The following is a 21994-nucleotide window of genomic DNA, read 5'->3' as shown; positions in this document are numbered from 1 at the left end:
CGCCCGGGAGGCAGGTGGCGGCGCGGTGCGCACCCTCGAGGGCGCGACCGGCGCGGATGATGGAGCAGTTCAGGGCAATGCCCACGCGGATCTCGGCGAGTTCGGCGGCGAGGCGGGCCTCGTCACCGCTGTCCTGCTCCACGTACAGGCGGGCGAGAAGGCGATAGTCCGCGGCTGCTTCGCGAGCGCGTGCGACGGTCCGCTCCCGCACAGCGCTCAGAGCCGCGAAGTCGGTCTCCGTGAGCGGGGTCGTCGAGGCGGACGCTGCAGCGGGGGAGAGGACGCGCTCGCGATCGAGCTGCTGCGCCATCGGCATGGTGCGGCGCGGGCCCCGGGGCTGGCGGCGCGGGCGCTTCGGCTTCTCGGGCTCATCAGCGATGCGTTCGGCGGACATTCCTCCCCCTCTCCACGGCGTGCGCACGGGCGCGGCTCGGGCGTCACACGAGTCGGGGCCCCATGAGGGACGGGTGCGCCGGCCGTGACGCCGATCGGTGCGGATGCCGAGGGAGAGAGGGGCATCCATGTGTTCTATCTGCTACTGTATCGAACAGTCGTTCGAGAAGTCAAGGAGGTCGATCGCATGTGTTCGAACAGGGAGGCGTCGGTGACCCGTGCCGTTCAGTCCTCGAGCGGCATCAGCAGCACCGCCGCGGTGAGAACAGCCAGCGCAGCGAGCGCGATCAGACCGTCGCCGAGCAGCGCAGCCGGCAGCGCAAGAGTTCCCAGCGCGCCGCTGACCACTGCGACCACGAGACCCAGCGCGAGCGAGATCCCCACCACCGCCGCGCCCGCGAGCAGCAGCGGCCTGCGGGCCGAGCGCGCCAGCACACCGTGCGCCGGGGTCAGCCCCGCCCATGCCCAGGACAGGTGCGCCACCGCGATCAGCACCGCCAGCACGCACGCGTGCAGCAGACTGACAGGCGGGTTCGCCCCCAGCGCCCCGATCGCGATCAGTAGGATCACCAGCCCCATATCGGAATCGGGGAAGAGAGTCTGGATGATCAGCAGCGCCAGCCCGGTGCCGACAACGCCGAGGGTGACCACTCCGGTGCCGAACTGGCCCTCCTCCGGGGCCACACCGATCAGGGAGAACAGCAGTCCCGCACCGGCGAGGAACCCGGCGAGGCGCAGCAGCGCCTGCGAGCGGCTCATCGCCACAATGGAATCGGTGAGGCGGCTCAACCGGCCCTTCATCGGCCGTCACCTCCCTGCCACGGCGCCACCGGGACGCCCTGCGAGATCAGCTGTGCGATCAGGACCTTGCGTTCGGCCACGCGCATGCCCCACGCGGTCGCCCAGGAGCGATGGCTGGCGGGGACGTCGTCGCGGGCCGCCCGGGAGGCGAGGCCGGTGATGGCCGCCGGCATCGTGTCGATCACGTGCACGTCCGCGCCGGCGGCTCGGAGCCGGCCGATCTCGGCGGCGACCTCGTCGGTCAGCAGCGGCGACATCACGAAGGTGAGGGTGCCGCTGCGGACATGGCCGAGCGGGGTGAGCCGACGGATCGGGTCGCTCATCCGTCCGCGCGAGCGAGCTGGTCCACGATGCGGCGCAGATGCCCCGGCCCGGTGCCGGCGGATCGAAGCGATGCGGCTGCCGAAGTCGTGGACGCGGACACGGTCGCCGAGCCCGATGTAGCGGGAGGCGAGCGCGGCGACCGCACGGACCGTCAGGTCGAGGCTGGAGCCGGTGCGGTCGGCGAACGCGGAGGCGAGGGCGTGGACGTCGCGGTCGGTGTCGGTGATGAGGCAGGACATCGGTGTCGCGCTCGGTGAACATCTCGTTGACGTGGATCTCGCCGGTGCGGGAGGGTCACGCGCCAGTTTGACGCGGTTGACGCGGTCGCCGGTGCGGAACGCGCGGACGGACGCAAGATCGATGCCGTCGCCCTTCGTCGCCGACAGGTGGGGCCCGGAGATGCCGAGCACGCGGTTCAGTCGGCGCTGCCCGGCACCGGCGGCGTCACCGGGGGAGACGCTGATCGTCGGCGGGGACACCGCTTCGGCGACGCGGCGCGCGCCGAGGATGTCCGCGTGCTGCACCACGAGCGGACCCATGTCGTACCGGCCCCAGCTCAGTGGCAGCAGCTGCAGGCGGGTGGCGCCGGCGCCGGTGATGAGGCCGTTGCGCGGAGTCATGCGCAGCGCGGCCTGCGCCGGCATGCCGACGCTCAGCAGCGTGTGGGGCGCAGTCGTGGACACTTCCACCGTCACGGGGTCGTCCTCCAGGACGCGCTGAGCGGACACGTGGGCGACTGCTGGCGGGGTTTCGTGGGCGGCGTCAGCGGTGCGGGGGCGCAGAGCGGCGGCGAGCGCGATGTACGCGATGAGCGGCAGCGCCACGATCAGCGCGTCGAGGCGGCCGTACGCAACCGCCAGCAGGCACAGCAGGAGAGCACCGCCGAGCGCGCGCGTGTGGGCGGGGGTGGCGGTGAGCTTCACGCCTGGTCCCGGGGCTCCACCGAGGTGCGGCCAACCGGGGTGCGGCCCACTGGAGTGCGGCCGACGGGGTCTGCGCCCTCAACAGAGCGGGCGCCGTCGGCGGGGCGGAGGTCGGTGGTGGGCTGCGCGGGCTCATCGGCCGGGAGGGCTCCGTCGGCCGACGGAGCGGGCACTGACGCGAGCACATCATCGACGACCGAATCGGTCGAGATGTTCTGCAGCCACAGCTCCGGACGGATCAGGATGCGGTGGCCCAGCACCGGGTGCGCCAGATCCTTGATGTCCTCCGGGATCACATAGTCGCGGCCCCGGATGAGCGCCCACGCCCGCGCCGTCGTGATGAACGCGAGCGACCCGCGCGGCGAGGCGCCCATCGCCACTGACGAATGCGACCGGGTCGCCTGTACGATCTCCACCGCGTATCGGCCGATCGCCTCCGACACGTGCACCGTCTCCACCGCGGCCTGCATGCCCAGCAGCTCGCCGTCCGCGAGCACCCGGTCCACGCTCTGCCCCTCCTGGCGTCGGCCCAGACGGCGCTCCAGGATCCCCCACTCGTCATCCACACTGGGGTAGCCGAACGCGAGCCGCAGCAGGAACCGGTCCAGCTGCGCCTCCGGAAGCGGGTACGTGCCCTCCGTCTCCACCGGGTTCGCGGTGGCGAGCACATGGAACGGCTCCGGCAGCTGATGCGTGGTGCCCTCCACCGTCACCTGGTGCTCCTGCATCGCCTCCAGCAGCGCCGCCTGCGTCTTCGGCGGGGTGCGGTTGATCTCGTCCGCGAGCAGCAGTCCGGTGAAGATCGGGCCCGGCCGGAACTCGAACGTGCCCGTGGCCTGCGAGAACACCTCCGAGCCCGTCAGGTCCGAGGGCAGCAGGTCTGGGGTGAACTGCGCCCGGCTGAACGGCAGGCCCAGCGCCTGCGCGAACGACCGTGCCGTCAGAGTCTTCCCCAGGCCGGGCAGGTCCTCGATGAGGACGTGGCCGCCGGCGAGGATCCCGGTGAGGACCTGCTCGAGGGCGCGGCGCTTGCCGACGACGGCGCGCTCCAGTTCATCGAGGATTCGGGTCGCGAGGCGGGACGCGTCGGCGACCGGCAGGGGCTGGACGGGGGAGTGCTGGGTCATCGGTGGCTCCTGGCGGGGCTGGTCGGGTCCGCTGGCCGCGGCGGTGCGGCCAGCAGCTGGTCGGTGAGGGCGTTCGCGTCGTCTACGAGCGCCTCGAGGTCGGGCGCGCCGCGGGACGCGGCGGAGGCGAGTGCGGGTGGGATCTCCAGGCGGCTGCCGACGGATTCCGCCTGCGCCTCGGCGCCGGCCACGAGCGAGGACGCCATGTCGTGCAGGGCCCGCGTGTTGTAGGACGACCCGGTGAGGCCGCCGGAGAACAGTTCGTTGATGCGGCGCACGCGCGGGTCGTACCCGTCGGGGCGCAGCTCGTCCACCTCCGGGTGGCGGATGGGGAACAGGGTGAGGTGGGCGCGGCGGATGCCCTGCCGCAGCCAGAGAGCGAGGACCGCGCACGCCACCGCCGCCACCACCAGGAACAGTACGTTGATGCGCAGGTTCGCCGCTGCAGCGAGCGCAGCGGTGCCGAGCGCCGCGAGGACGGCGATGATCAGGGCGATGAGGAGCCAGCGGGCGGCGGTGCGGGTCATCGGGCACCGCCTCGGCTGCTGGGGGAGACGGCGGGGGCGGAGTCGAGGTCCGCGAGCAGGGAGTCGAGCAGCTGCACCGCCCGGGCACGGTGCACCTCCCCGAGGGGGTGCGGGGAGAACATCGCCTGGCGGAACAGGTCGGCGAATTCGTCCACGTCCGACGCGTTCAGCGGCAGATGCCGCAGGGCCCGCCGCATGTGGTCGGAGGGTGTGTCGGAGGCGAGACGGCGGTGCCCGTGGTCCTCCGCGGCGCGCTCCAGCTCCCGCCACGCCGCGATGATCGCCTCAGCGGCCGTGCCCTCCGCCACCAGGCGGGAGCGGGCGCGGGACAGGGTGGCGGCCGCGTCGTCCTGGCTGATCAGGCTGGTGGTGTCGATCGCGCCGGCGTCCGGCCGGACCGCGCGGGCGCTGCGGACCGCCCGGCGCACCAGGGCCACGACCAGCCACAGCAGAGCGAGCGCCGCCGCGACGATCACAGCCCACAGCAGCACCGTGAGCACCTGGTCGAGAACGGAACGCAGCGGTTCGATCTCATCCTGGTACCACTCCGGCTCCCCCTCCTGCAGCGGTGGGGGCGGCGGCGGGGTGTCGGCGAAGACGGGGCGCTGCGCCACCATGCCGTCCGGCAGCACCGCGATCGGCGACATGCGGGCGTGCAGGGACGCCGCGATCAGTGCCACGAGGCCGGCCGCCCACAGCAGCGGGGCGATGCGGATGCGGCGCCCGCCCATCACGGCACATCCCGGTGCGGCTGGGCGATGATGACGGACTGCTTCCCGGCGACCCGCGTGAGGATCACGGTCGCGGACTCGTCGCCGAAGCGCGCCGGCTTCAGACGGCGGCGCAGCTCCTCCGGCTCCACGGCCGTTCCGCGCTTCTTGAACTCCACCGTGCCGATCCTATGAGAGCGCAGGTGGGCCTGCAGGGCTTTCATCGAAAAATCGAAGACGTCCTCGACCGCGTACCCCTGCGCGAACGGCGAATCCACCCGCGCATCCGCCGTCAGGTAGGCGATGGACTCATCGATCAGGTCCGCATCGAGCCGGCGGGCGAGGGTGCCGATCAGGCCGGCGCGGATCACGGCTCCGTCCGGCTCGTACAGGTGGTCGCGGACCCCGTCGGCGGAGAGGTCGGGGTCGTCCGCGGCGTGGGGGCTGTCGGGGGAGGGGCCGACGGAGTCCGGATCGAGCCGGTGCACCTGGGACCCGTCGGCCCCCGTGAACAGCAGGGCGGAGCGGGCCACGCCCTCACGGGCGAGCGGCCCCAGATGCAGCACCGCCTCCAGCACCTGGCCCCGCCAGGAGATCCACTGTGTTTCGGAGCCCGTCGGCAGGTGGGCGTGGTCGATCGCGGGCGCCAGCTTCGCCGCGGTCGCGGGGGTGCGGCGAGCGAAGTCGAGGATGGTGGACAGCGGCGGAAGCGCCTGCTCCGGATCGTGGAGGCGGGCGCGGCCGGCCCGGCGCGCCGGGTCGAACCAGAGGCCCTGCACCCGCGCGGGGTCGAACGCCGTCAGGTCGCCCAGTTCGATGCGGGCGGTGGGGAACAGGCGCAGGTTCGCGGTAGCGACCGCGGCTGTCTCCTCGTCCTTCTCCACGCCGATCACCTCGAGCCCGAGGCCGGCCTTCGCGAGGGTGTCCCCGCCGATGCCGCAGCCGAGGTCCGCGACGCTGTCGATGCCGGCGTCGCGGAACCTCTGCGCGTGGTGGGCTGCGATCGGCAGGCGGGTGGCCTGCTCCAGGCCGTCCGGGGTGAACAGCATCTGGTCCGCGAACTCGCCGAACTTCTCGTGCGCCTTCGCCCGCAGACGCGACTGCGTCATCACCGCGGCCACCGTCTCCGCGCTGTGTCCGTCCCGCCGCAGCGCCTCGCCGAGCTGCAGGACGCGGGACTCGTCGTAGGCGGGCAGGGAGTTCAGCAGGGCGAACCCCTCGGGCGTGAGGACGGGGGCGAGAGCGGACATACCCGCAGTCTAGCGGCGCCTCACTTCAGCGAACCGGCGCTCAGACCGCCCACGATGCGGCGCTGGAACACCAGCACCATCACGATCAGCGGCACCGTCACGATCAGACCCGCCGCCATCTTCGTGCCGTACGGGGTGTCGAACTGCGAGGAGCCGGTGAACTTCGAGATCGCCACGTTCGCGGTGGTCATCTCCGGGGAGTTCACCATCGTCAGGGCGATGAGGAACTCGTTCCACGCCGCGATGAACGTGATGATCGCGGTGGTGAACACGCCGGGGGCGCTCAGCGGCAGGATGACGCGGAAGAACGCTCCCATGCGGGTGGTGCCGTCCACCATCGCGGCCTGTTCCAGCTCCACCGGCAGTTGGCGGAAGAACGCGTTGAGGTTCCACACCGCCAGCGGCAGCGCGAAGCTCATCGTGGGCACGATCATCGCCTGGTACGTGTTGATCCAGTTGAACGGGAACCAGTCGAAACCGCCGGAGAACATCTTCAGCAGCGGCACCACGAGCGTGATCACGGGGAACATCGACGTGGCGACGATCGCGAACATCACCAGCACCTTGCCCCAGAACTCCAGCCGCGCCAGTGCGTACGCACCGGCGATGCCGAGGATCAGCACGAGGATGGTGGTGCCGCCGGCGACCACCAGGGAGTTCAGCAGCGCCCGAATGAAGTTGTTCGACGGGTCGAACACGGCGCGGAAGTTCTCGAAGGAGACGGGGTTGGGGATGAGGTCGGTGGAGCGGCCCTGCGTGGGCAGGCGCAGCGCCGAGACGGTCATCCAGTAGAACGGCGCGAGGCAGTAGATGAGGATGAACGCGATTCCGAGGCCCACGATGATCTTCGCGCCGCGCTCGCCCTTGCGCTTCTCGGGTCGGGCGGGGGCGGCGGGGCGGCCGGAGGAGGCCGACGGGTTCTGCGCGGACGCGGTCGAAGCGGCGGTGCTCATGCCATGCTCCCTTCACTGGTGGTGACCAGGCGCTTCGGCTTCGAGCCCTTCGCGCGCTTCTTCTTCGTGCGGGTGGACGACTCGCCGAGGACATCGGCGCCGAGCAGCCTGATGAACAGGAACGCCACCAGGCAGATGTAGCAGAACAGCACCATCGAATACGCCGATGCCATGCCGTAGTCGGTCTTCGTGGCGGCGTCCTGCGCGAGCATCGACAGGGTCTGGCCGCTGCGGAGCTTGCCGAGCAGCACGTAGGGCAGGTCGAACATGCGCATCGCGTCCAGCAGGCGGAACAGGACCGCGACCACGAGGACGGGACGGATCAGCGGCAGGGTGATCGACCAGAAGGTGCGCCAGCGTCCGGCGCCGTCCACCTTCGCGGCCTCGTACACCTGCTCGTCGATGGTCTGCAGGCCCGCGAGGGTCAGCAGGCCGATGTAGGGCGCGGTCTTCCAGATGTCCGCGATGAGCACCGCGGCCTTCGCCTGCCAGCCCTCCGTGGTCCACAGGACCTGGTAGTTCAGCAGGCGGTTCGCGATGCCGTTCGCATCGAAGATCAGCTGCCACATGAGGGCGGACACCACGGTGGGGATGGCCCACGGGATGAGGATGGAGGCGCGGATCAGGCCGGTGGCGCGCAGGGCGCGGGCCATGATCAGGGCCATCGCCACACCGAGCACCGTCTCGATGCTGACGCCGACCACGGTGAACAGGGTTGTGTTCCAGAACGCGTTCCAGAACCCGGCTCCGGCGCCGGAGGAGGTGAACGCGTCGGCGTAGTTCTGCAGGCCCACGAAGGTGTCGCCCTGCTGCAGCAGGCCGGTCTCGGGGTCCACGCCGTCGTCGGCGCGGAAGAACGACTGCCAGATCGACAGCACCAGCGGGAAGCCCACCACAACGGCGAGCAGGATCAGGGTGGGCAGGAGCAGCAGGTACGCCATTCTGCTCTCCGCCCCGAACAGACGGGACTTCACAGCCACATCGGGCCTTCTTTCATCGGGGGAGGGGAGAGGAGGGCGGGGTGCCGGCCGCTCTGCCGGCGTCCCCGCCCTCCGTCACGGTCAGGACTCGAGGGATTCGAGCTGCTTCTGCAGCTCGTCCATCGCGGCCTTCGCTTCCTTCTCACCGGAGAACACGGCGTAGCCGGCCTCCTGGATCGCCTGGGTGACATCCCCGTACTTCACGACCTGCGGGCGCGGCGTGCCGCCGTCGATCGCTTCCTTCAGGGTCGGGAAGAACGGGAACTTCTTCAGCACTTCCTCGTCCTCGTAGACCGCGGCCGACGCCGGGGCCTGAGCGGTCGCGATCGCCCACTCCTTCTGCTGCTCTTCGGCGGCCATGAAGGCGATGAAGTCCACCGCCGTGCCCTGGTTCTTGCCGAACGCGGAGATGGCGTAGTTGAGGCCGCCGAGGGTGGAGGATCCGGGCTTGTCGCCGACGCCGGGGATCGGGGCGACGTCGATCTTGCCGTTCACCGAGGAGGAGCCGTCCTCGTTCTGGGCGAGCTCCCACACGTACGGCCAGTTCTGCAGGAACGCGAGCTTGCCGTCCTGGAACGCCTGGCGGGACTCCTCCTCCTTGTAGGTGAGGGCCTCCTTCGGAATGTGCTTGGAGTCGAAGCCGTCGCGGACTGCCTGCACACCGGCGATCACGTCGGGGGTGTTGACGGTGGGCTTGCCCTGGTCGTCGAACAGGGCGCCGCCGGCGGACTTCGCCAGGCCGGTCAGCTGCACGGTCAGGCCCTCGTACTTGGAGTACTGGGAGCCGAAGCCGAGGGTGTCCTTGCCGTCGGGGGACTTCCTGATCTCGTCGATCAGCTGGTACATCTCCTCGAAGGACTTCGGCGCCTCTTCGGTGCCGGCGGCGGACAGGAGGTCCTTGCGGTAGAAGAGGAGCTCGGCGTTGGTGGTGAACGGGACGGCGTACAGCTTCTTGAAGTACCTGCCGGTCTCCACGGTGGCGGGGATGAGCTCCTTCAGCGGGAACTTGTCCTCCGGCAGCTCCACCACCCACTGCTGGGCGGCGAACTCGGCGGTCCACACCACGTCGAGGCCGAGCACGGTGAAGGCATCGGACTTCGCCTGCGCGTTGTTGATGAACTGGGCGCGCTGCTCATCGGCGGACTCCGGCAGCTCCGAGAGGGTGACCTTCTCGTCGGGGTGCTGGGAGTTCCACTTCTCGAGGAACTCCTTCAGCTTGCCGGAGGTGTCCTTGCCGGTCGCGAAGGTGATGGGGCCGCGCTCGTCGAAATTGCCCTGGGCGGGCTCGGCGCCGCCGGAGGAGGACTTGTCGCCTCCGCAGGCAGCGAGACCGAGAGCTGCTGCGCCGGCAGTGCCAGCGGCGAGCACACCGCGGCGGGAAGGGGTGAAGCCAGATGACATTGGGGTTCCTCCTTGAATCCAGGCGCCGAACAGCGCCTCTGTGACCATACTGTAATACGTGTGATCTGCTGCATCCGGAGCCTTTCGCCCGCTGGATCAGGGCGCGAGCTTCACCAGCGCCTTCTGCAGTGCCTTCATCTCCGGCTCCACCTCGGCCTCGCCCGAGATGATGCGGTACGCCGACTCCTGGATCGCCTGCGTCACCTCTGCGTAGCGCACGGTCGGCGGACGCGAGACGCCTGCGTCGATGCCCTCCTTCAGTGCCGTCCAGAACGCGTACCTGTTGATCAGATCCTTGTCCTCGTACAGGGAGGTGAGGGTCGGTGCCTGCGCGGTCGCCATTGCGAACTCCTTCTGCGACTCCTCCTTCACCAGGTAGGAGATGAAGTCCGCGGCTGTGCCGTGATTGCCGGCGAACGCGGAGATCGACCAGTTGAGACCGCCGAGAGTGGAGGCGCCCTTCTTCCCGCCGATGCCCGGCAGCGGCACGAGGCCCACCTTTCCGGTGACCTTCGAGGATCCGTCCGTCTTGTTCACCAGTTCCCAGATGTACGGCCAGTTCTGCATGAACACCAGCCGGCCGTCCTGAAACGCCTGGCGGGACTCCTCCTCCTTGTAGGTGAGCGCCTCCTTCGGGATGACTCCGGAATCGAACGCCGACCGCAGCTCGGTCATGGCGCGGATCGCTTCGGGGGAGTCGGCGTGGGGTGTTCCCTCGTCGTCGAAGAGCACACCGCCGGCGGAGGCGATCAGGCCGGTGATCTGCACTGTCAGCCCCTCGTACTTCGCGAACTGGGAGCCGAACCCGAAGACTGACTCCTCCTTGCCGGTGATGGCCTCGGCGATCTCGAACATCTCCTCCACCGAGGTGGGGGCGCTGTCAGCACCTGCCTTCTCCAGCAGGTCCTTGCGGTAGAACAGCAGCTCCGCGTTCGATGCCCACGGCACGCCGTAGAGGCGGTCGAAGTAGGTGGCGGTGGTGACGGTGGACGGGACCATGTCGTCGAAGGGGAAGCGGTCCTTCGGCAGCTCCACCACCCACTTGTTGGCGGCGAACTCCGCCATCCACACCACGTCCATGCCGAGGACCGTGTACGCGTCGGACTTCGAGCGAGCGTTGTTGACGAGCTGCACACGCTGCTCGTCGGCGCTTTCGGACAGTTCCAGGAATGTCACCTCTTCGTCCGGGTGCTCCTTGTTCCACGCCTCCACCTGGCTGCGCAGATGCCCGGTGGTGTCCTTTCCCTTCGCGAGGGTGATGGGGCCCCGCTCGCTGAAGTCCGCCTTCGCGGGCTCGCCCGGATCGGAGCCGCTGCCCGGCTTCGCGGAGCCGCAGGCGGTGACGGCACCGGCGGCGAGGGCGGCAGCGGTCCTCGCCATCACGGTGCGGCGACTGGGGGAGGTCCAGGTGCTCATCGGAGGGTCCTCTCATCGGAGCCGGATGTGGTGCGCATCACTGTAGCCCACCCGGATACAGTGGCCCCATGCCCATCCACTCGTCCATCGGCCCTGTGCAGTGGCGCGCCGTCGTCCAGCAGATCGCCCAGCTGCCCGATGCGCGCACCCGCACCCTGCCCACCGTCCAGGCCGAGGGGTTCATCCTCGCCGAGCCGCTGCTCGCCGCCCGCCCGGCGCCCCAGTTCCCGCAGAGCGCGATGGACGGCTTCGCGATCCGCAGCATCGACGCCCCGCACCGCACCTACCGCGTCATCGGCGACATCCCCGCCGGAGTCACCGGCGGAATCCTGACGGCCGACGGGGATCGACTCGACCTGGACCACTCCACGCTCGATGAGCACCCGTCGGCCCTGAGGATCATGACCGGCGCGCGCGTCCCCGACGGCTTCGACATCGTCGTCCCCGTGGAGCACACCGACGCGGAGCAGACCGGCCCCTTGCCCGCGTCCATCACCATCCATCCCGACGCCGCCGCCGAACCGACCACGTTCACGCCGGGCCGCCACATCCGCGACATCGGAGAGGAGATCCCGCGCGGCGCCGAACTCGCCGAGGCCGGCCGCCGCCTCACCCCCACCCTGATCGCGGTTGCTCTTGCCGCCGGCACCAGCGAGGTGACGGTGCAGGAGCCGCGCCGCGTCGCGATCATCATGACCGGAGACGAGCTGGTCTCCGCGCACTCCGCGGACGCGGGTGACAGCGGTGAGGTCCTGGAGTCGAACGGGCCGGCGCTCGCGGCATCGCTGCGGCACTTCGGTGTCCGTTCGAGCGTGGAGCACATCAGCGATGAGCCGGCCGCCCTGATCGCCGCCGTGGCCCGCCGCGCCGCGGACAGCGACCTCATCATCACCACCGGCGGCGTCGGCTCCGGCGCGTACGACGTCGTCAAGGCCGCGTTCGCCGCCGGCACGGACTCCCCAGCGGCGGGCGCCTCCCGATTCGAGCACCTGGCGATGCGCCCCGGCGGACCGCAGGGCGTCGGCACGTACAGCGGGGTGCCGATGGTGCACCTGCCGGGCACACCCGTCGGCGCGATCGTCGGGTTCCACCTGTTCATCCGGCCCCTGTTCGAAACGGTCCCCTCGGACATCATGGTCCCCGCCGAGCAGGCGGAGGAGGCGAACACCGGGCACGGGCCGCGCACGCCCCGTCGCCGCGGCGCGGAGGTGAAGCCCGCGGTGATCGAGCACCGCGAGGGCGCCGTTGTGGTCCGGGAGGTTCCCGGCCGGCGCCTGCTGCCGTACGCCACCGCTGATGCGATGATGGTGACCGGTCTGCAGGGCACCGACGAGGTTCTCGTGATCCCCCTGCTGACCGGGAAATGACGGATCCGGAGGGAAGAACTATGGTTCGACGCGACGACCCCGCCACGATGGCGGAGCTGCAGGCGTTCATCGACTCGCTCACGGTGGAGGTGGACGGCATGCCGGCGATCGACGACGACGCCCGGGACCGCATCCTCGGCGTCACCGGTGTCACCGCGCACGGCATTGTGCGCCCCGCCGGACCGATCGCGTCGCTGCTGATCGGCTACCTCGTGGGCACCGGCCGCGCCGCCTCCTGGCAGGAGGCCGCGGACACGGTCCGCGCCGCAGTCCGCGCCCGCATGGACGAGCACCCCGCTGATGACCGCTGAGCCGAGCGGAACCACTGACCGGCCGCTGGAGACGCTGCGGGCGCGCTCCAGCCTGTGGATCGGCGTGGTTGCGCTGGCGCTGGTGATCATCCTCGTGGGCAACGCCGTCCTCACGGTGGGGGCGGCCGACGGGCTCCGACGCTTCGGCCCGGTGATGCTGCTGATCGCGGCGCTGCTGGTGGTGGTGATGATCCTGCCGGGCGTGCGTGTGTTCACCGACCGCATGGAGGTGCGGAACATTCTGCACACCTACCGGATCCCGTACAGCGCGGTGGATCGAGTGCGGATCGGGTCGATGCTGAAGATCGATGCGGTGGATGCCTGCGGCGAGAACCGGACGGTGACGGCGTGGAGCGCCCCGGCGATCCGGAAGCAGGGCCTGCTGGACGCCTTCTCGCGGACGTCCTCGAAGAAGCCGCCGACCGCGCCGATGGGGCAGACGTCCAGTGCGCAGCTGCTGGCGGAGCAGAAGGCGTCGGCGGCGTGGCCGCTGAAGGAGCGGGTGGACGGCTACCAGGACCATCATCTGGTGGACGGTGAGCTGACCGGGGCGATGCAGGTGCGGCTGAACGGCATCAGCATTGCGGTGCTGGCGGCCTCCGTCGGCCTGATCGCCCTGCAGGCGCTGGTGTAGATCGGCCTGCAGGCGCTGATATAGCGAGGAGCGGCCCCGCATCCGTGATGGATGCGGGGCCGCTCTGATCGTCAGCGCGTCAGCTGGAGACGGGCATCAGGCCTTGAAGCCGACCTTGGTCCAGTCGGTGGATTCGAACTGCGCGGCACCGATGTTGACCAGGCCCTTCTTCACGCCGACCACGATCGGGGTGGCGTAGAACGGGAGCACCGCGTAGCCTTCGGCGAGCTTCTTGGAGAACTCATTGGAGGCGTCGATGCGCTTCTGCGGGTCGAGCTCGGTCTGGACCTTCTTCGCGATGTCCTTCAGAGCCGGATCCTCGTAGCCGGAGTAGTTCTGCGCCGAGCCGGGGAGGAACAGGTTGATGCCGCCGAGCTGCGGCAGGTAGCTGCCCACCCACGAGAACGTCACAGCGGAGAAGGAGCCCTTGAGGATGTACTCGGAGAAGTACGCGTCCGGCGGAACGGTCTTCAGCTTGACCTCGAAGCCGATCGCGTTGAGGTCCTTCATCACCTGCGAGGCGCGGTCCGAGTTGGACTTCGTCTCGGCCGGGATCACGATCTCGAAGGCCAGCTTCTTGCCGTCCTTCTCGTAGACCTTGCCGTTCTTCTTGTAGCCGGCGTCCTGGAGCACCTTCTCCGCAGCAGCGGCATCAGGGGCGTCGAGGGATCCGCCGAAGGAGTCCTCGTAGCCCTCCTGGCCCGGCATGAAGATGTAGTTGTTCGCCAGGACCACCGGGGCGTCCAGCGGACCGACCACGGCGCGGCCGACGGCGTCGCGGTTGACCGCCTTGAAGATCGCCTCGCGCACCTTGATGTCACCCAGCGCACCCTCGGCGGATTTGGTGTTGATGGTCAGGTGGGTCCAGGTCAGACCGTTGGACTTCTGGATGTCGGCGTCCTTGCGGCCCTTGGCCTGGCCGTAGGTGTCGCCGTCAGCGATGTCGATCATGTCGATCTCGCCGTTGGCGAACGCCTGCGGGGCGTTCTGCTGGGTCACAACGCGGAAGATGATCTTGTCGAGCTTCGCCTTCTCGCCCCACCACTTGTCGTTGCGCTCAAGGGTGACCACGCCGCCGTTCTTGTCGAGGTTTGCGATCTTGAACGGTCCCTTGCCCGGCATGGGCTCGCTGATGTGGCCCTCGTTCCACTTCTTCGGGTCCTTGGCGACCTCTTCCTGCATGCCCGGGTAGAGGAAGGCCATCCAGTCGGGGAAGGAGCTCTCGAACTCCACCTCCATCTCGAAGTCACCCTTCGGACGGACCTCTTTGATGAGCTCCCAGCCCTGGGTGGAGGTGACGGTGTAGGCCTCGTCCTTGCCGGACATCGCCTTCGCGTACGCCGCGTAGTCCTTGGTGGTGACGGGCTTGCCGTCGTCCCACTTTGCGTCCTTGTTGTACTTCACCGTGACGATCTGCGGGTCCTCGCTGGTGATCTCGGCGGATTCGATGTACTCGGGACGGAACTCCAGCTTGCCGTCCTCGAGGACTGCGATGCCGTTGTTGTCGCCCAGCGGCCCCATGATCGTGGTCAGCGAGACCTCGTTGCCGTCCGGGTGGGAATTGTTCCAGTTCGCGGGGATCTGGGAGATCGCCATGCTGAGGGAGCCGCCGTCCTTGACGTCGGCGTACTCGACTTTCTCCCACGCGGTGGAGGGCAGCTCGGCCTGCTCCTTGGCCTTCTTCTCGTTGTCCTTCTTCGCTTCCTCAGCCTGCTGCTCGGAGGTCTTCTGCGAGCAGCCCGCAACGGCTGCGGCCACGCCGGTGACAGCGGTCCCCTGGAGGAACAGACGACGGTTCGTCGAAATCTTCATGGTGTTCTCTCTTCCTTAGAACGTCACTGGGCACCAGTGACGAGATTGGATGTGTCCACGTTGTCGAGACGTGAGATCTCATCGGCGTAGTGGCACGCCACTCGCGATGCGCCGTGGGAGACCCCGGCGGGGTCGTCCGTCCGGCACCGGGACTGCTGCTCGTCGCTGAGCAGCGGTCGAAGGGGGCACCGGGATGCGAAGTTGCAGCCGGTGATCGTCTCCGTGGGGCTCGGCAGGTCCCCTTGGAGAAGAATGCGCTGACGCGACCGCTCCGTTGCCGGGTCGGGGACCGGCACGGCCGACATCAGGGCCCGCGTATACGGGTGCTTGGGGTGCTCGAACACGTCCTTCACCGGACCGTATTCGACGATGCGGCCCAGGTACATCACCGCGATGTAGTCCGAGATCTCCCGGACGATCGCGAGGTCATGGGCCACGAACAGGTAGCTGAGGCCGAGCTCGTCGCGCAGGTCCTCCAGCAGGTTGATGACACCGGCCTGGACGGACACGTCCAGAGCGGACACGGGTTCGTCCAGCACGAGCAGCTTCGGCTCGGTGATCAGAGCACGGGCGATGCCGATGCGCTGACGCTGACCACCGGAGAACTCGTGCGGGTAGCGGTCCGCCATCGAGGCGTACAGGCCCACGCGCTCCAGCAGTTCGCGCACCTTGCGGTGGCGCTCAGCCTTCGGCACGCCCTGCACGGTCAGCGGCTCGGCGATCAGTTCGCCGACCGGCATGCGCGGGTCCAGCGCCGCCATCGGGTCCTGGAACACGATCTGGACGTCCCGGCGCATCGCCAGACGCTGCTTCGCGGTGAGCGTGGAGACGTCCGTGCCGTCGACCACGAGGCGGCCGGCCTGCGGCTTCACCAGCTCCATGATCTCCAGGGCGGTGGTGGACTTGCCGGAACCGGACTCTCCCACGAGGCCGAGGGTCTGACCGGGGCGGATCTCGAAGTCCACGCCGTCCACGGCCTTCACAGCGCCGACCTGGCGACGGAACACCGAGCCCTTCATCAGCGGGAAGTGGCGCACGAGGCCTTCGGCCTCCACGATCGGGGCGAGGGCATCGGAGTCCTCGATCGCGTGGGGCACGTACTCGGGGCGCGGGAAGATGTCGGCACTCGTGAGGGTGCCGGCGGCGATCTCGCCGGCGCGGTGGCAGGCGGCGGTGCGGCCGGGCACGTCCTCGAAGCCGAGCAGTTCGGGCTCCTCCTGGTGGCAGATGTCGATCGCGGCCGGACAGCGATCAGCGAAGGGGCAGCCCTTCGGCAGCGCGGCCGGGCTCGGCGGGCGGCCTTCGAGGGGAACGAGGCGGTCCTTGCCGGCGGTCAGCATGTTCGGCACGGAGCGCAGCAGCCCCATCGTGTACGGCATGCGCGGCTGGGCGAAGACCTCGTCCACATCGCCCTTCTCCACGAGCTTGCCGGCGTACATGACGGCCACGCGGTCCACGTTGCCGGCGACCACGCCGAGGTCGTGGGTGATGAGGACGACGGCAGCGTCGGTCACCTCCTTCGCCTTCTGCAGCACCTCGAGGATCTGCGCCTGGATGGTGACGTCCAGAGCGGTGGTGGGCTCATCGGCGATGATCAGCTGCGGGTCGTTCGCCATGGCGATGGCGATCATGGCGCGCTGACGCATGCCGCCGGAGAACTCGTGAGGAAACGCCTTGACGCGGCGCTCCGCGCCGGGGATGCCGACGATCTTCAGCAGTTCGACCGCGCGCTTGTGCAGCGCATCGGCGGAGACGTTCTTGTTGTGGAGCGTCAGCGCCTCTTCGATCTGCTGACCGATGGTGTACACCGGCGTCAGAGCCGACAGCGGGTCCTGGAAGATCATCGAGATCTCGCGGCCGCGCAGGTCGGAGAGCTCGCGATCGCTCTTGTGGAGCAGCGATTCACCGCGGTAGGTGATGCTGCCCTCGATCTGGGCGCTGGAGGGCAGCAGGCCCATCACTGCCATCGAGGAGACGGACTTACCCGACCCGGACTCGCCCACGATGCCGAGGAACTCGCCCTCGTGGACTTCGTAGTTGACGCCGCGGACGGCGCGGACGAGCCCGTTCTGGTTGGGGAAGGAGACCGACAGGTCTTGAACGCGGAGCAGGGGCTCAGGCACGGTTCACCTCACTGGTGGGGTCGATGGCGTCGCGCAGCGCATCGCCGACGAGGTTCACGGCGGTCAGCAGGGCGACGAGGAAAGCGGCGGGGAACAGGAACAGCCACGGGCGCGTGATGGCCGCGTTCTGGCCCTGGGCGATGAGCACGCCGAGGGAGATGTCAGGCGGCTGGATGCCGAGGCCGAAGAAGGACAGGGCAGTCTCGGAGAGGACGGCGCCGCTGACGCCGATGGCGGCGTCCACGATCAGCAGGGACGCCACGTTCGGGATGATGTGGCGGTGCAGGATGGTGAACGTGCCCACGCCCATGTAGCGCGCGGCCTTGACGTACTCGCGGTCCTTCAGCGACTTGGTCTGGTTCTTCACGATCTGCGCCATGATCATCCAGCCGAACGCGCCGATCGCGACCACGAGGATCAGCCAGGACTGCGAGGCGAGCATCGGCGAGACGATCATCAGGACGTAGAACACCGGCAGCACGAGCAGCAGGTTCACGAGCCAGTTCATCAGCATCTCAACCCAGCCGCCGAGGTAGCCGGCGAGCGAGCCGAAGAACGCGGCGATGAGGGTGGCCAGCGGGGCCGCGAGGAAGCCGATCAGCAGGGACTTGCGCAGGGCGTGCACGAGCGAGACGTACAGGTCCACGCCGATCGAATCGGTGCCGAACCAGTGCTGGCTGGAGGGCGGGGAGTTGAAGTTGTAGATGTCCTGCTCATTGAGCTCGTACACGTTGATCATGCCGCCGAACGCAGCGAACAGGGCGATGCCGGCGATCACGACGCCGCCGATCCAGAAGTTCGGCTTGCGCTTGAGGCGGCGCCAGACCAGCTGCGAGCGGGAGATCGGGCGCTCGCGCTTCTTGTCGGTCGCCTCATCCGAGAGGGGTGCGGTGGGCTCCAGGTCCTGGGGGAGGTCCGGGGCGGTGTCTGCAGGAGGTGCGGGGTTGTTCGTTGACATGGGTCAGACCCTCACTCTCGGGTCGAGCGCTGCGTAGAGGATCTCCGACAGCATGGAAGAGAACAGGATGATGACGGCGGTGAAGCACACGTTGCCGGTGAGGGCGTTGACGTCGGAGACCTGCACCGCGTTGATGCCGTACTGGCCCATGCCGGCCCAGGAGAAGATGATCTCCAGGAACGCCGAGCCGGCCACCAGGGTGCCGAAGGCGTAGGCGAAGTAGGTGGACATCGGGATCAGTGCCACGCGCACGCCGTGCTTGATGAGGGCGTGGTTGCGGGTGGCGCCCTTCGCACGCGCGGTGCGGATGAAGTCCGAGCCGAGGACGTCGAGCATGACCGACCGCATGTAGCGGGAGTAGCCGGCGGCGGAGAACAGGATCAGCACGATGGTCGGCAGGATCATGTGGTTCAACCGGTCCAGCAGCTTCGGCAGTCCGTCCTCGACCCCGGGTGTGTAGGCGCCGGTGAAGCGGATCAGCTGGAAGCCGAGGGAGTTGTTCAGCCAGGTGGTGAGCACCATCAGCAGCAGACCGAGCACGAAGGTCGGGGTGGAGATCAGCACGAACGAGGCGTAGGAGACGATCTGATCGCTCGCCTTGTACTGGCGGACCGCGCCCCACACGCCGAGGGTGACGCCGAGGATCGCCCCGATGAGGACACCGGCGAACAGCAGCTGCAGGGAGACGCCGGCGCGCAGGCCGAGCTGATGCATGACCCAGTCGCCGTTGAGGTCCTCGTTGAGCTTCTGGATCCACGGCTTGGTGAACACGTCGGTGATCCACCGCCAGGTGCGCTCCAGCACGGGGGTCTTGTCGTTCATGTTGACGCGGTCGAGGATCGCGTCCACCGATGCTTCGGGGATCGGCTCGCTGGACGTCAGGTACTTCCGCCGAGGGAAGAAGAACGACGAGGCCGCGATGTACGCGAAGAGGGTCGCAATCACCGTGAGGATCAGGTAATTGACGAGCCTCCTGAGGAGGTATTTGATCACGGAAGGTCTCCGATTCGGACAGTAGGGGACGTCTTCGATGCCGCCGGGAGGGGCTGGGCTGTGCAGGACATGCATGCTCCTCTCGGGTCAGCGTCCGCTGGGTCAGCGGGCGTTCGGCGTCGGATCCGGCCGGCCATGGTGCGTGGGGTGCGCCGGTGGCGGCGAAGGTGAGTTGACCTGCTCTTTCATCGCTGAAAGACGGGGACTGTGGGCCAGCTCTCGATGAACCTTACCTCATGTGAGAGGGGGCACTCGTTGCCTAGATCACGGGCGTTACCGACTTGTTACATTTGCCCGTTCGTCATCCGGTGGCAGGATGATGAATATGAATGCAGACCCCGCTCCTCGCCGACCCGAACCCCTCAGTGCCCAGGAGGCGCGGCGCTACTCCCGTCACCTCCTGCTGCCCGAGTTCGGTGAGCCCGGACAGAGCCGGCTCCTCGGGGCGCGGGTCGCGGTGGTGGGTGTCGGAGGGCTCGGATCTCCGATCCTGCAGTACCTCGCGGCCGCCGGGGTCGGCCGGATCACGGTGTTCGACCCGGACGCGGTGGACGAGTCCAACCTGCAGCGGCAGATCCTCCACACCGAACAATCGGTCGGGCGCCCGAAGGTGGAATCGGCAGTGCGCGCGGTTTCTGCCCTGAACTCCGCGGTGGAGATCACGGCCGTGCCGGACTCCCTGCGCGCGGACACCGTCCTCGACCAACTCGCCGGCCATCACCTGGTGCTCGACGGCACCGACAACTTCCCCACCCGCTACCTCGTCTCCGACGCCTGCGAAATCCTCAACATCCCCCTCGTATGGGGGTCGATCCTGGGGTTCCACGGACAGCTGTCGGTGTTCTATAGCGATTCAGGCCGCGGCATAACCTACCGCGATATGCACCCGAATCCTCCGAAACCGGGAGAGATCCCCTCCTGCTCCGAAGCGGGGGTCATCGGCACCGTGGTCGGCGTGATCGGCACGTCCATGGCCATGGAAGCGGTCAAGGTCCTCAGCGGCGTGGGTGAGCCGCTGCTCGGGCGCGTCGGCATCTTCGATGCGCTGCGCGGCGAATGGGACTACCTGCCGCTGCGCCGCACCCTTGGCCGCGAGGCCGTCACCGAGGTCGAGGACCTGGCCCTCACCTGCGGCTTCGCCCCCGTGGAGCGCGGCACCACGACCGCACCGAACCTCACCGAACCGACCACCAAGGAGGCCGACGGAACCATGCACGCAGAGATCCTCACCCCTCAGGAGGCCCTGGCCGCAGCGGCGGCGGGGGAGCGCACTCTCATCGACATCCGCGAGGCGGATGAGGTCGCCGGCGGGATGCTGCCCGGCTCGATCCACATTCCGATGGGACGACTGCTGGAGTTCGCGCGCACAGGCGAGGGGGCACCCGTCGGCCCCTTCTCGGATCCGCGGGAGCTCAGCGGCGCGATCATCCACTGCCAGGCCGGCGGCCGCAGCGCGAAGACGCAGGCGCAGCTCGCCCAGCTCGGCATCGAGGTTGCGGACATGGCCGGCGGCTACGCGGCCGGCGCCAGCTGATCAGCCGCCGGCGAACGGGGGCAGAACGTCCACCCGGTCACCGGCGCTCAGCGCCGCCGACTCATCCGAGCAGGCGGCGGAGTTCAGCAGAAAGCTGCTGCGCGACAGAACCGTGCGCGCATCCTCGCTCGCATCCGAGCGCAGCGCCGCCAGCAGAGCACCGAACGTGTCGGCCTGCACGGTGCGCTGCTGCGTGCCGAAGGCGTGGGCGGCGCCGGCGAAGAAGCGGACATCGACCGACGGATTCTCAGACATTCTCATCCTCCGATTGCGGACATGGGGCGGTCGGGCTGCACGAAGTCGGGCCGGTTCATTCCGTGACCGGCCTGCTTGCCCCACTGGGCGGCCCGCCACCGGTCAGCGATGTCCTCATCGCTGCCGCCGCCGCGCATGAGATCCAGCAGGTCCGTCTCCTCATGGGAGAACAGGCAGGTGCGCACCCGGCCCTCGGCCGTGAGCCGCGTGCGGGTGCAGGCGGCGCAGAACGGCTGCGTGACCGAGGCGATCACACCGACGGTGCCGAGCACCTCGGAGTCCGGGCCCGCCTCGCGCAGGCGCACCTGGAAGGTCTCCGCGGGGGCGCTGCCGCGCGGTTCAGCAGTCGGGGTCAGCAGGAAGCGGCCTGAGAGGATCGCGTGCACATCGGCCGCAGTGATCATGGACGTGCGGTTCCAGGCCTTGCCGCCGTCGATCGGCATGTACTCGATGATCCGCAGTTCGAAGCCGCGGTCCAGGCACCACTGCAGCAGGTCCGGCGCTTCATGGTCGTTCACACCGGGCTGCAGGACGGCGTTCACCTTGATCGGGTCCAGGCCCGCAGCCTGCGCGCCCTCCAGCCCCGCCAGGACGCGGTGCAGCAGGGGGCGGCGGCTCATCGCCTCGAACGTCTCGGAGACCACGGAGTCCAGGGACACGTTGATGCGGTCCAGGCCCGCATCCACCAGCTCCTGGGCGCGGATGTCCAGACCGATGGCGTTGGTGGTCAGCGCAATGTTGGGGCGCGGCTCGAGCGCGGCGACCCCCGCGATGATCTCCGCGAGATCGGGGCGGGTGAGCGGCTCTCCGCCGGTGAAGCGCACCTGGTCCACGCCGAGGTGCTCCACGCCGATGCGGACGAGTCGCACGATCTCATCCACGCTCATCAGCTGGTTCTTCTTCAGGAACTCCATGCCCATCTCCGGCATGCAGTAGGTGCAGCGGAGATTGCAGAAGTCGGTGAGGGAGACCCGGAGGTCGTTCGCGGTGCGGCCGAATCGGTCGATGAGCCCCGGGACGTTCGGGCGGCCATCAGTGGAGAGGTCCGTGGTGGTCGGATCCACCGATCGCGGCCTCGGCATGCCGAGGGAGACTGCCATCAGCGCATTCACCTCTTCTCGATCGGCTCGGAGCGCGTCGGGCCCCGAGGTCCCACCAGCCTACTGGTGGTCCGCGATAACCTGAAGGGACGGTCATCCCGG

General features: G+C 68.8%; 21 protein-coding genes. 4 read left to right on the top strand and 17 right to left on the bottom strand.

The features are described from left to right. From FHX50_RS06905 to FHX50_RS06855, 11 genes are all read right to left on the bottom strand, one after another. A partial coding sequence (locus tag FHX50_RS06905) for a hypothetical protein (protein WP_183375913.1) occupies positions 1-394 on the bottom strand: 394 nt, incomplete at its 3' end. Positions 395-618: 224 nt separating this feature from the next. Continuing rightward, positions 619-1194 (bottom strand): hypothetical protein, encoded by a 576-nt coding sequence (locus FHX50_RS06900; protein ID WP_183375911.1) that lies wholly within the window; start codon positions 1192-1194, stop codon positions 619-621. After that, entirely contained in the window at positions 1191-2441 is a 1251-nt protein-coding gene (locus FHX50_RS06895) for a DUF58 domain-containing protein (protein ID WP_183375909.1), read from the bottom strand. The genes FHX50_RS06900 and FHX50_RS06895 overlap by 4 nt, the downstream gene beginning before the upstream one ends. After that, positions 2438-3568: an AAA family ATPase gene (locus FHX50_RS06890; RefSeq protein ID WP_183375906.1), complete on the bottom strand. Its 1131-nt coding sequence runs from the start codon at positions 3566-3568 to the stop codon at positions 2438-2440. Before FHX50_RS06890 ends, FHX50_RS06895 begins: the two co-directional genes overlap by 4 nt. Continuing rightward, positions 3565-4095, bottom strand: a complete 531-nt coding sequence (locus FHX50_RS06885; protein ID WP_183375904.1) for a hypothetical protein — start codon at positions 4093-4095, stop codon at positions 3565-3567. The genes FHX50_RS06890 and FHX50_RS06885 overlap by 4 nt, the downstream gene beginning before the upstream one ends. After that, on the bottom strand, positions 4092-4826 hold the full coding sequence (locus FHX50_RS06880; protein WP_183375902.1) for a DUF4129 domain-containing protein: 735 nt from the start codon (positions 4824-4826) through the stop codon (positions 4092-4094). The genes FHX50_RS06885 and FHX50_RS06880 overlap by 4 nt, the downstream gene beginning before the upstream one ends. Continuing rightward, a complete protein-coding gene (locus tag FHX50_RS06875; RefSeq protein WP_183375900.1) occupies positions 4826-6055 on the bottom strand; it encodes a THUMP-like domain-containing protein in 1230 nt (409 codons plus the stop codon). Before FHX50_RS06875 ends, FHX50_RS06880 begins: the two co-directional genes overlap by 1 nt. A gap of 20 nt (positions 6056-6075) precedes the next feature. Then, positions 6076-7008 carry a carbohydrate ABC transporter permease gene (locus tag FHX50_RS06870; RefSeq protein WP_183375898.1) on the bottom strand — a complete coding sequence of 311 codons (933 nt, stop codon included), beginning with the start codon at positions 7006-7008 and terminating at the stop codon, positions 6076-6078. After that, entirely contained in the window at positions 7005-7988 is a 984-nt protein-coding gene (locus FHX50_RS06865) for a carbohydrate ABC transporter permease (RefSeq protein ID WP_343064055.1), read from the bottom strand. The genes FHX50_RS06870 and FHX50_RS06865 overlap by 4 nt, the downstream gene beginning before the upstream one ends. Before the next feature lie 81 nt (positions 7989-8069). Then, positions 8070-9389, bottom strand: coding sequence for an ABC transporter substrate-binding protein (locus FHX50_RS06860; RefSeq protein ID WP_183375896.1), 1320 nt, complete (start codon positions 9387-9389; stop codon positions 8070-8072). A gap of 96 nt (positions 9390-9485) precedes the next feature. Then, positions 9486-10805: an ABC transporter substrate-binding protein gene (locus FHX50_RS06855; RefSeq protein WP_183375894.1), complete on the bottom strand. Its 1320-nt coding sequence runs from the start codon at positions 10803-10805 to the stop codon at positions 9486-9488. Positions 10806-10873: 68 nt separating this feature from the next. Between FHX50_RS06855 and FHX50_RS06850 the strand changes: the two genes are divergently transcribed. From FHX50_RS06850 to FHX50_RS06840, 3 genes are read left to right on the top strand one after another with little or no spacing between them, the layout of a single operon-like run. Next, positions 10874-12172, top strand: coding sequence for a molybdopterin molybdotransferase MoeA (locus FHX50_RS06850; RefSeq protein WP_183375892.1), 1299 nt, complete (start codon positions 10874-10876; stop codon positions 12170-12172). A 20-nt stretch (positions 12173-12192) separates the two neighbouring features. Continuing rightward, entirely contained in the window at positions 12193-12483 is a 291-nt protein-coding gene (locus FHX50_RS06845) for a DUF6457 domain-containing protein (protein WP_183375890.1), read from the top strand. Then, positions 12473-13117 carry a hypothetical protein gene (locus tag FHX50_RS06840; RefSeq protein WP_183375889.1) on the top strand — a complete coding sequence of 215 codons (645 nt, stop codon included), beginning with the start codon at positions 12473-12475 and terminating at the stop codon, positions 13115-13117. Before FHX50_RS06845 ends, FHX50_RS06840 begins: the two co-directional genes overlap by 11 nt. Positions 13118-13213: 96 nt before the next feature. On the opposite strand, the gene FHX50_RS06835 is transcribed toward FHX50_RS06840, so the two are convergent. Genes FHX50_RS06835 through FHX50_RS06820 form a run of 4 tightly spaced genes read right to left on the bottom strand, consistent with a single transcriptional unit; the run spans position 13214 to position 19003 of the window. Beyond that, entirely contained in the window at positions 13214-14929 is a 1716-nt protein-coding gene (locus FHX50_RS06835) for an ABC transporter family substrate-binding protein (RefSeq protein WP_183375888.1), read from the bottom strand. A 23-nt stretch (positions 14930-14952) separates the two neighbouring features. Beyond that, a complete protein-coding gene (locus FHX50_RS06830) occupies positions 14953-17052 on the bottom strand; it encodes a dipeptide ABC transporter ATP-binding protein (RefSeq protein WP_183375887.1) in 2100 nt (699 codons plus the stop codon). Beyond that, the gene (locus FHX50_RS06825) at positions 17045-18010 is read right to left on the bottom strand and encodes an ABC transporter permease (protein ID WP_183375886.1); all 966 of its coding nucleotides are present in this window, start codon (positions 18008-18010) and stop codon (positions 17045-17047) included. The genes FHX50_RS06830 and FHX50_RS06825 overlap by 8 nt, the downstream gene beginning before the upstream one ends. A 3-nt stretch (positions 18011-18013) precedes the next feature. Continuing rightward, positions 18014-19003, bottom strand: a complete 990-nt coding sequence (locus tag FHX50_RS06820; RefSeq protein ID WP_183375885.1) for an ABC transporter permease — start codon at positions 19001-19003, stop codon at positions 18014-18016. A gap of 325 nt (positions 19004-19328) precedes the next feature. On the opposite strand from FHX50_RS06820, the gene FHX50_RS06815 reads away from it, so the two are divergent. Further along, entirely contained in the window at positions 19329-20537 is a 1209-nt protein-coding gene (locus tag FHX50_RS06815; RefSeq protein WP_246370830.1) for a HesA/MoeB/ThiF family protein, read from the top strand. Here the strand turns inward: FHX50_RS06815 and FHX50_RS06810 are convergent, their stop codons facing one another. Together FHX50_RS06810 and moaA are read right to left on the bottom strand one after the other, a co-directional pair. Next, positions 20538-20792 carry a MoaD/ThiS family protein gene (locus FHX50_RS06810; RefSeq protein ID WP_221187236.1) on the bottom strand — a complete coding sequence of 85 codons (255 nt, stop codon included), beginning with the start codon at positions 20790-20792 and terminating at the stop codon, positions 20538-20540. Positions 20793-20794: 2 nt separating this feature from the next. Continuing rightward, positions 20795-21892, bottom strand: a complete 1098-nt coding sequence (gene moaA / locus FHX50_RS06805) for a GTP 3',8-cyclase MoaA (RefSeq protein WP_375544863.1) — start codon at positions 21890-21892, stop codon at positions 20795-20797. Between the last annotated feature and the right edge of the window lie 102 nt (positions 21893-21994).

This window comes from Helcobacillus massiliensis, assembly GCF_014191425.1.
In the GTDB taxonomy this organism is placed as follows: Bacteria; Actinomycetota; Actinomycetes; order Actinomycetales; family Dermabacteraceae; genus Helcobacillus; species Helcobacillus massiliensis.
Note: the sequence above shows the minus strand (reverse complement) of the source record. Positions and strands in the feature narration are given on the sequence as shown.

Bases quoted from the DNA above. Each gene is read 5' to 3' on its own strand.
- FHX50_RS06900 (WP_183375911.1), bottom strand. From the start codon at position 1,194: ATGAAGGGCCGGTTGAGCCGCCTCACCGATTCCATTGTGGCGATGAGC.
- FHX50_RS06890 (WP_183375906.1), bottom strand. From the start codon at position 3,568: ATGACCCAGCACTCCCCCGTCCAGCCCCTGCCGGTCGCCGACGCGTCC.
- FHX50_RS06885 (WP_183375904.1), bottom strand. From the start codon at position 4,095: ATGACCCGCACCGCCGCCCGCTGGCTCCTCATCGCCCTGATCATCGCC.
- FHX50_RS06880 (WP_183375902.1), bottom strand. From the start codon at position 4,826: ATGGGCGGGCGCCGCATCCGCATCGCCCCGCTGCTGTGGGCGGCCGGC.
- FHX50_RS06875 (WP_183375900.1), bottom strand. From the start codon at position 6,055: ATGTCCGCTCTCGCCCCCGTCCTCACGCCCGAGGGGTTCGCCCTGCTG.
- FHX50_RS06870 (WP_183375898.1), bottom strand. From the start codon at position 7,008: ATGAGCACCGCCGCTTCGACCGCGTCCGCGCAGAACCCGTCGGCCTCC.
- FHX50_RS06860 (WP_183375896.1), bottom strand. From the start codon at position 9,389: ATGTCATCTGGCTTCACCCCTTCCCGCCGCGGTGTGCTCGCCGCTGGC.
- FHX50_RS06855 (WP_183375894.1), bottom strand. From the start codon at position 10,805: ATGAGCACCTGGACCTCCCCCAGTCGCCGCACCGTGATGGCGAGGACC.
- FHX50_RS06850 (WP_183375892.1), top strand. From the start codon at position 10,874: ATGCCCATCCACTCGTCCATCGGCCCTGTGCAGTGGCGCGCCGTCGTC.
- FHX50_RS06845 (WP_183375890.1), top strand. From the start codon at position 12,193: ATGGTTCGACGCGACGACCCCGCCACGATGGCGGAGCTGCAGGCGTTC.
- FHX50_RS06840 (WP_183375889.1), top strand. From the start codon at position 12,473: ATGACCGCTGAGCCGAGCGGAACCACTGACCGGCCGCTGGAGACGCTG.
- FHX50_RS06835 (WP_183375888.1), bottom strand. From the start codon at position 14,929: ATGAAGATTTCGACGAACCGTCGTCTGTTCCTCCAGGGGACCGCTGTC.
- FHX50_RS06825 (WP_183375886.1), bottom strand. From the start codon at position 18,010: ATGTCAACGAACAACCCCGCACCTCCTGCAGACACCGCCCCGGACCTC.
- FHX50_RS06815 (WP_246370830.1), top strand. From the start codon at position 19,329: ATGAATGCAGACCCCGCTCCTCGCCGACCCGAACCCCTCAGTGCCCAG.
- FHX50_RS06810 (WP_221187236.1), bottom strand. From the start codon at position 20,792: ATGTCTGAGAATCCGTCGGTCGATGTCCGCTTCTTCGCCGGCGCCGCC.
- moaA (WP_375544863.1), bottom strand. From the start codon at position 21,892: ATGGCAGTCTCCCTCGGCATGCCGAGGCCGCGATCGGTGGATCCGACC.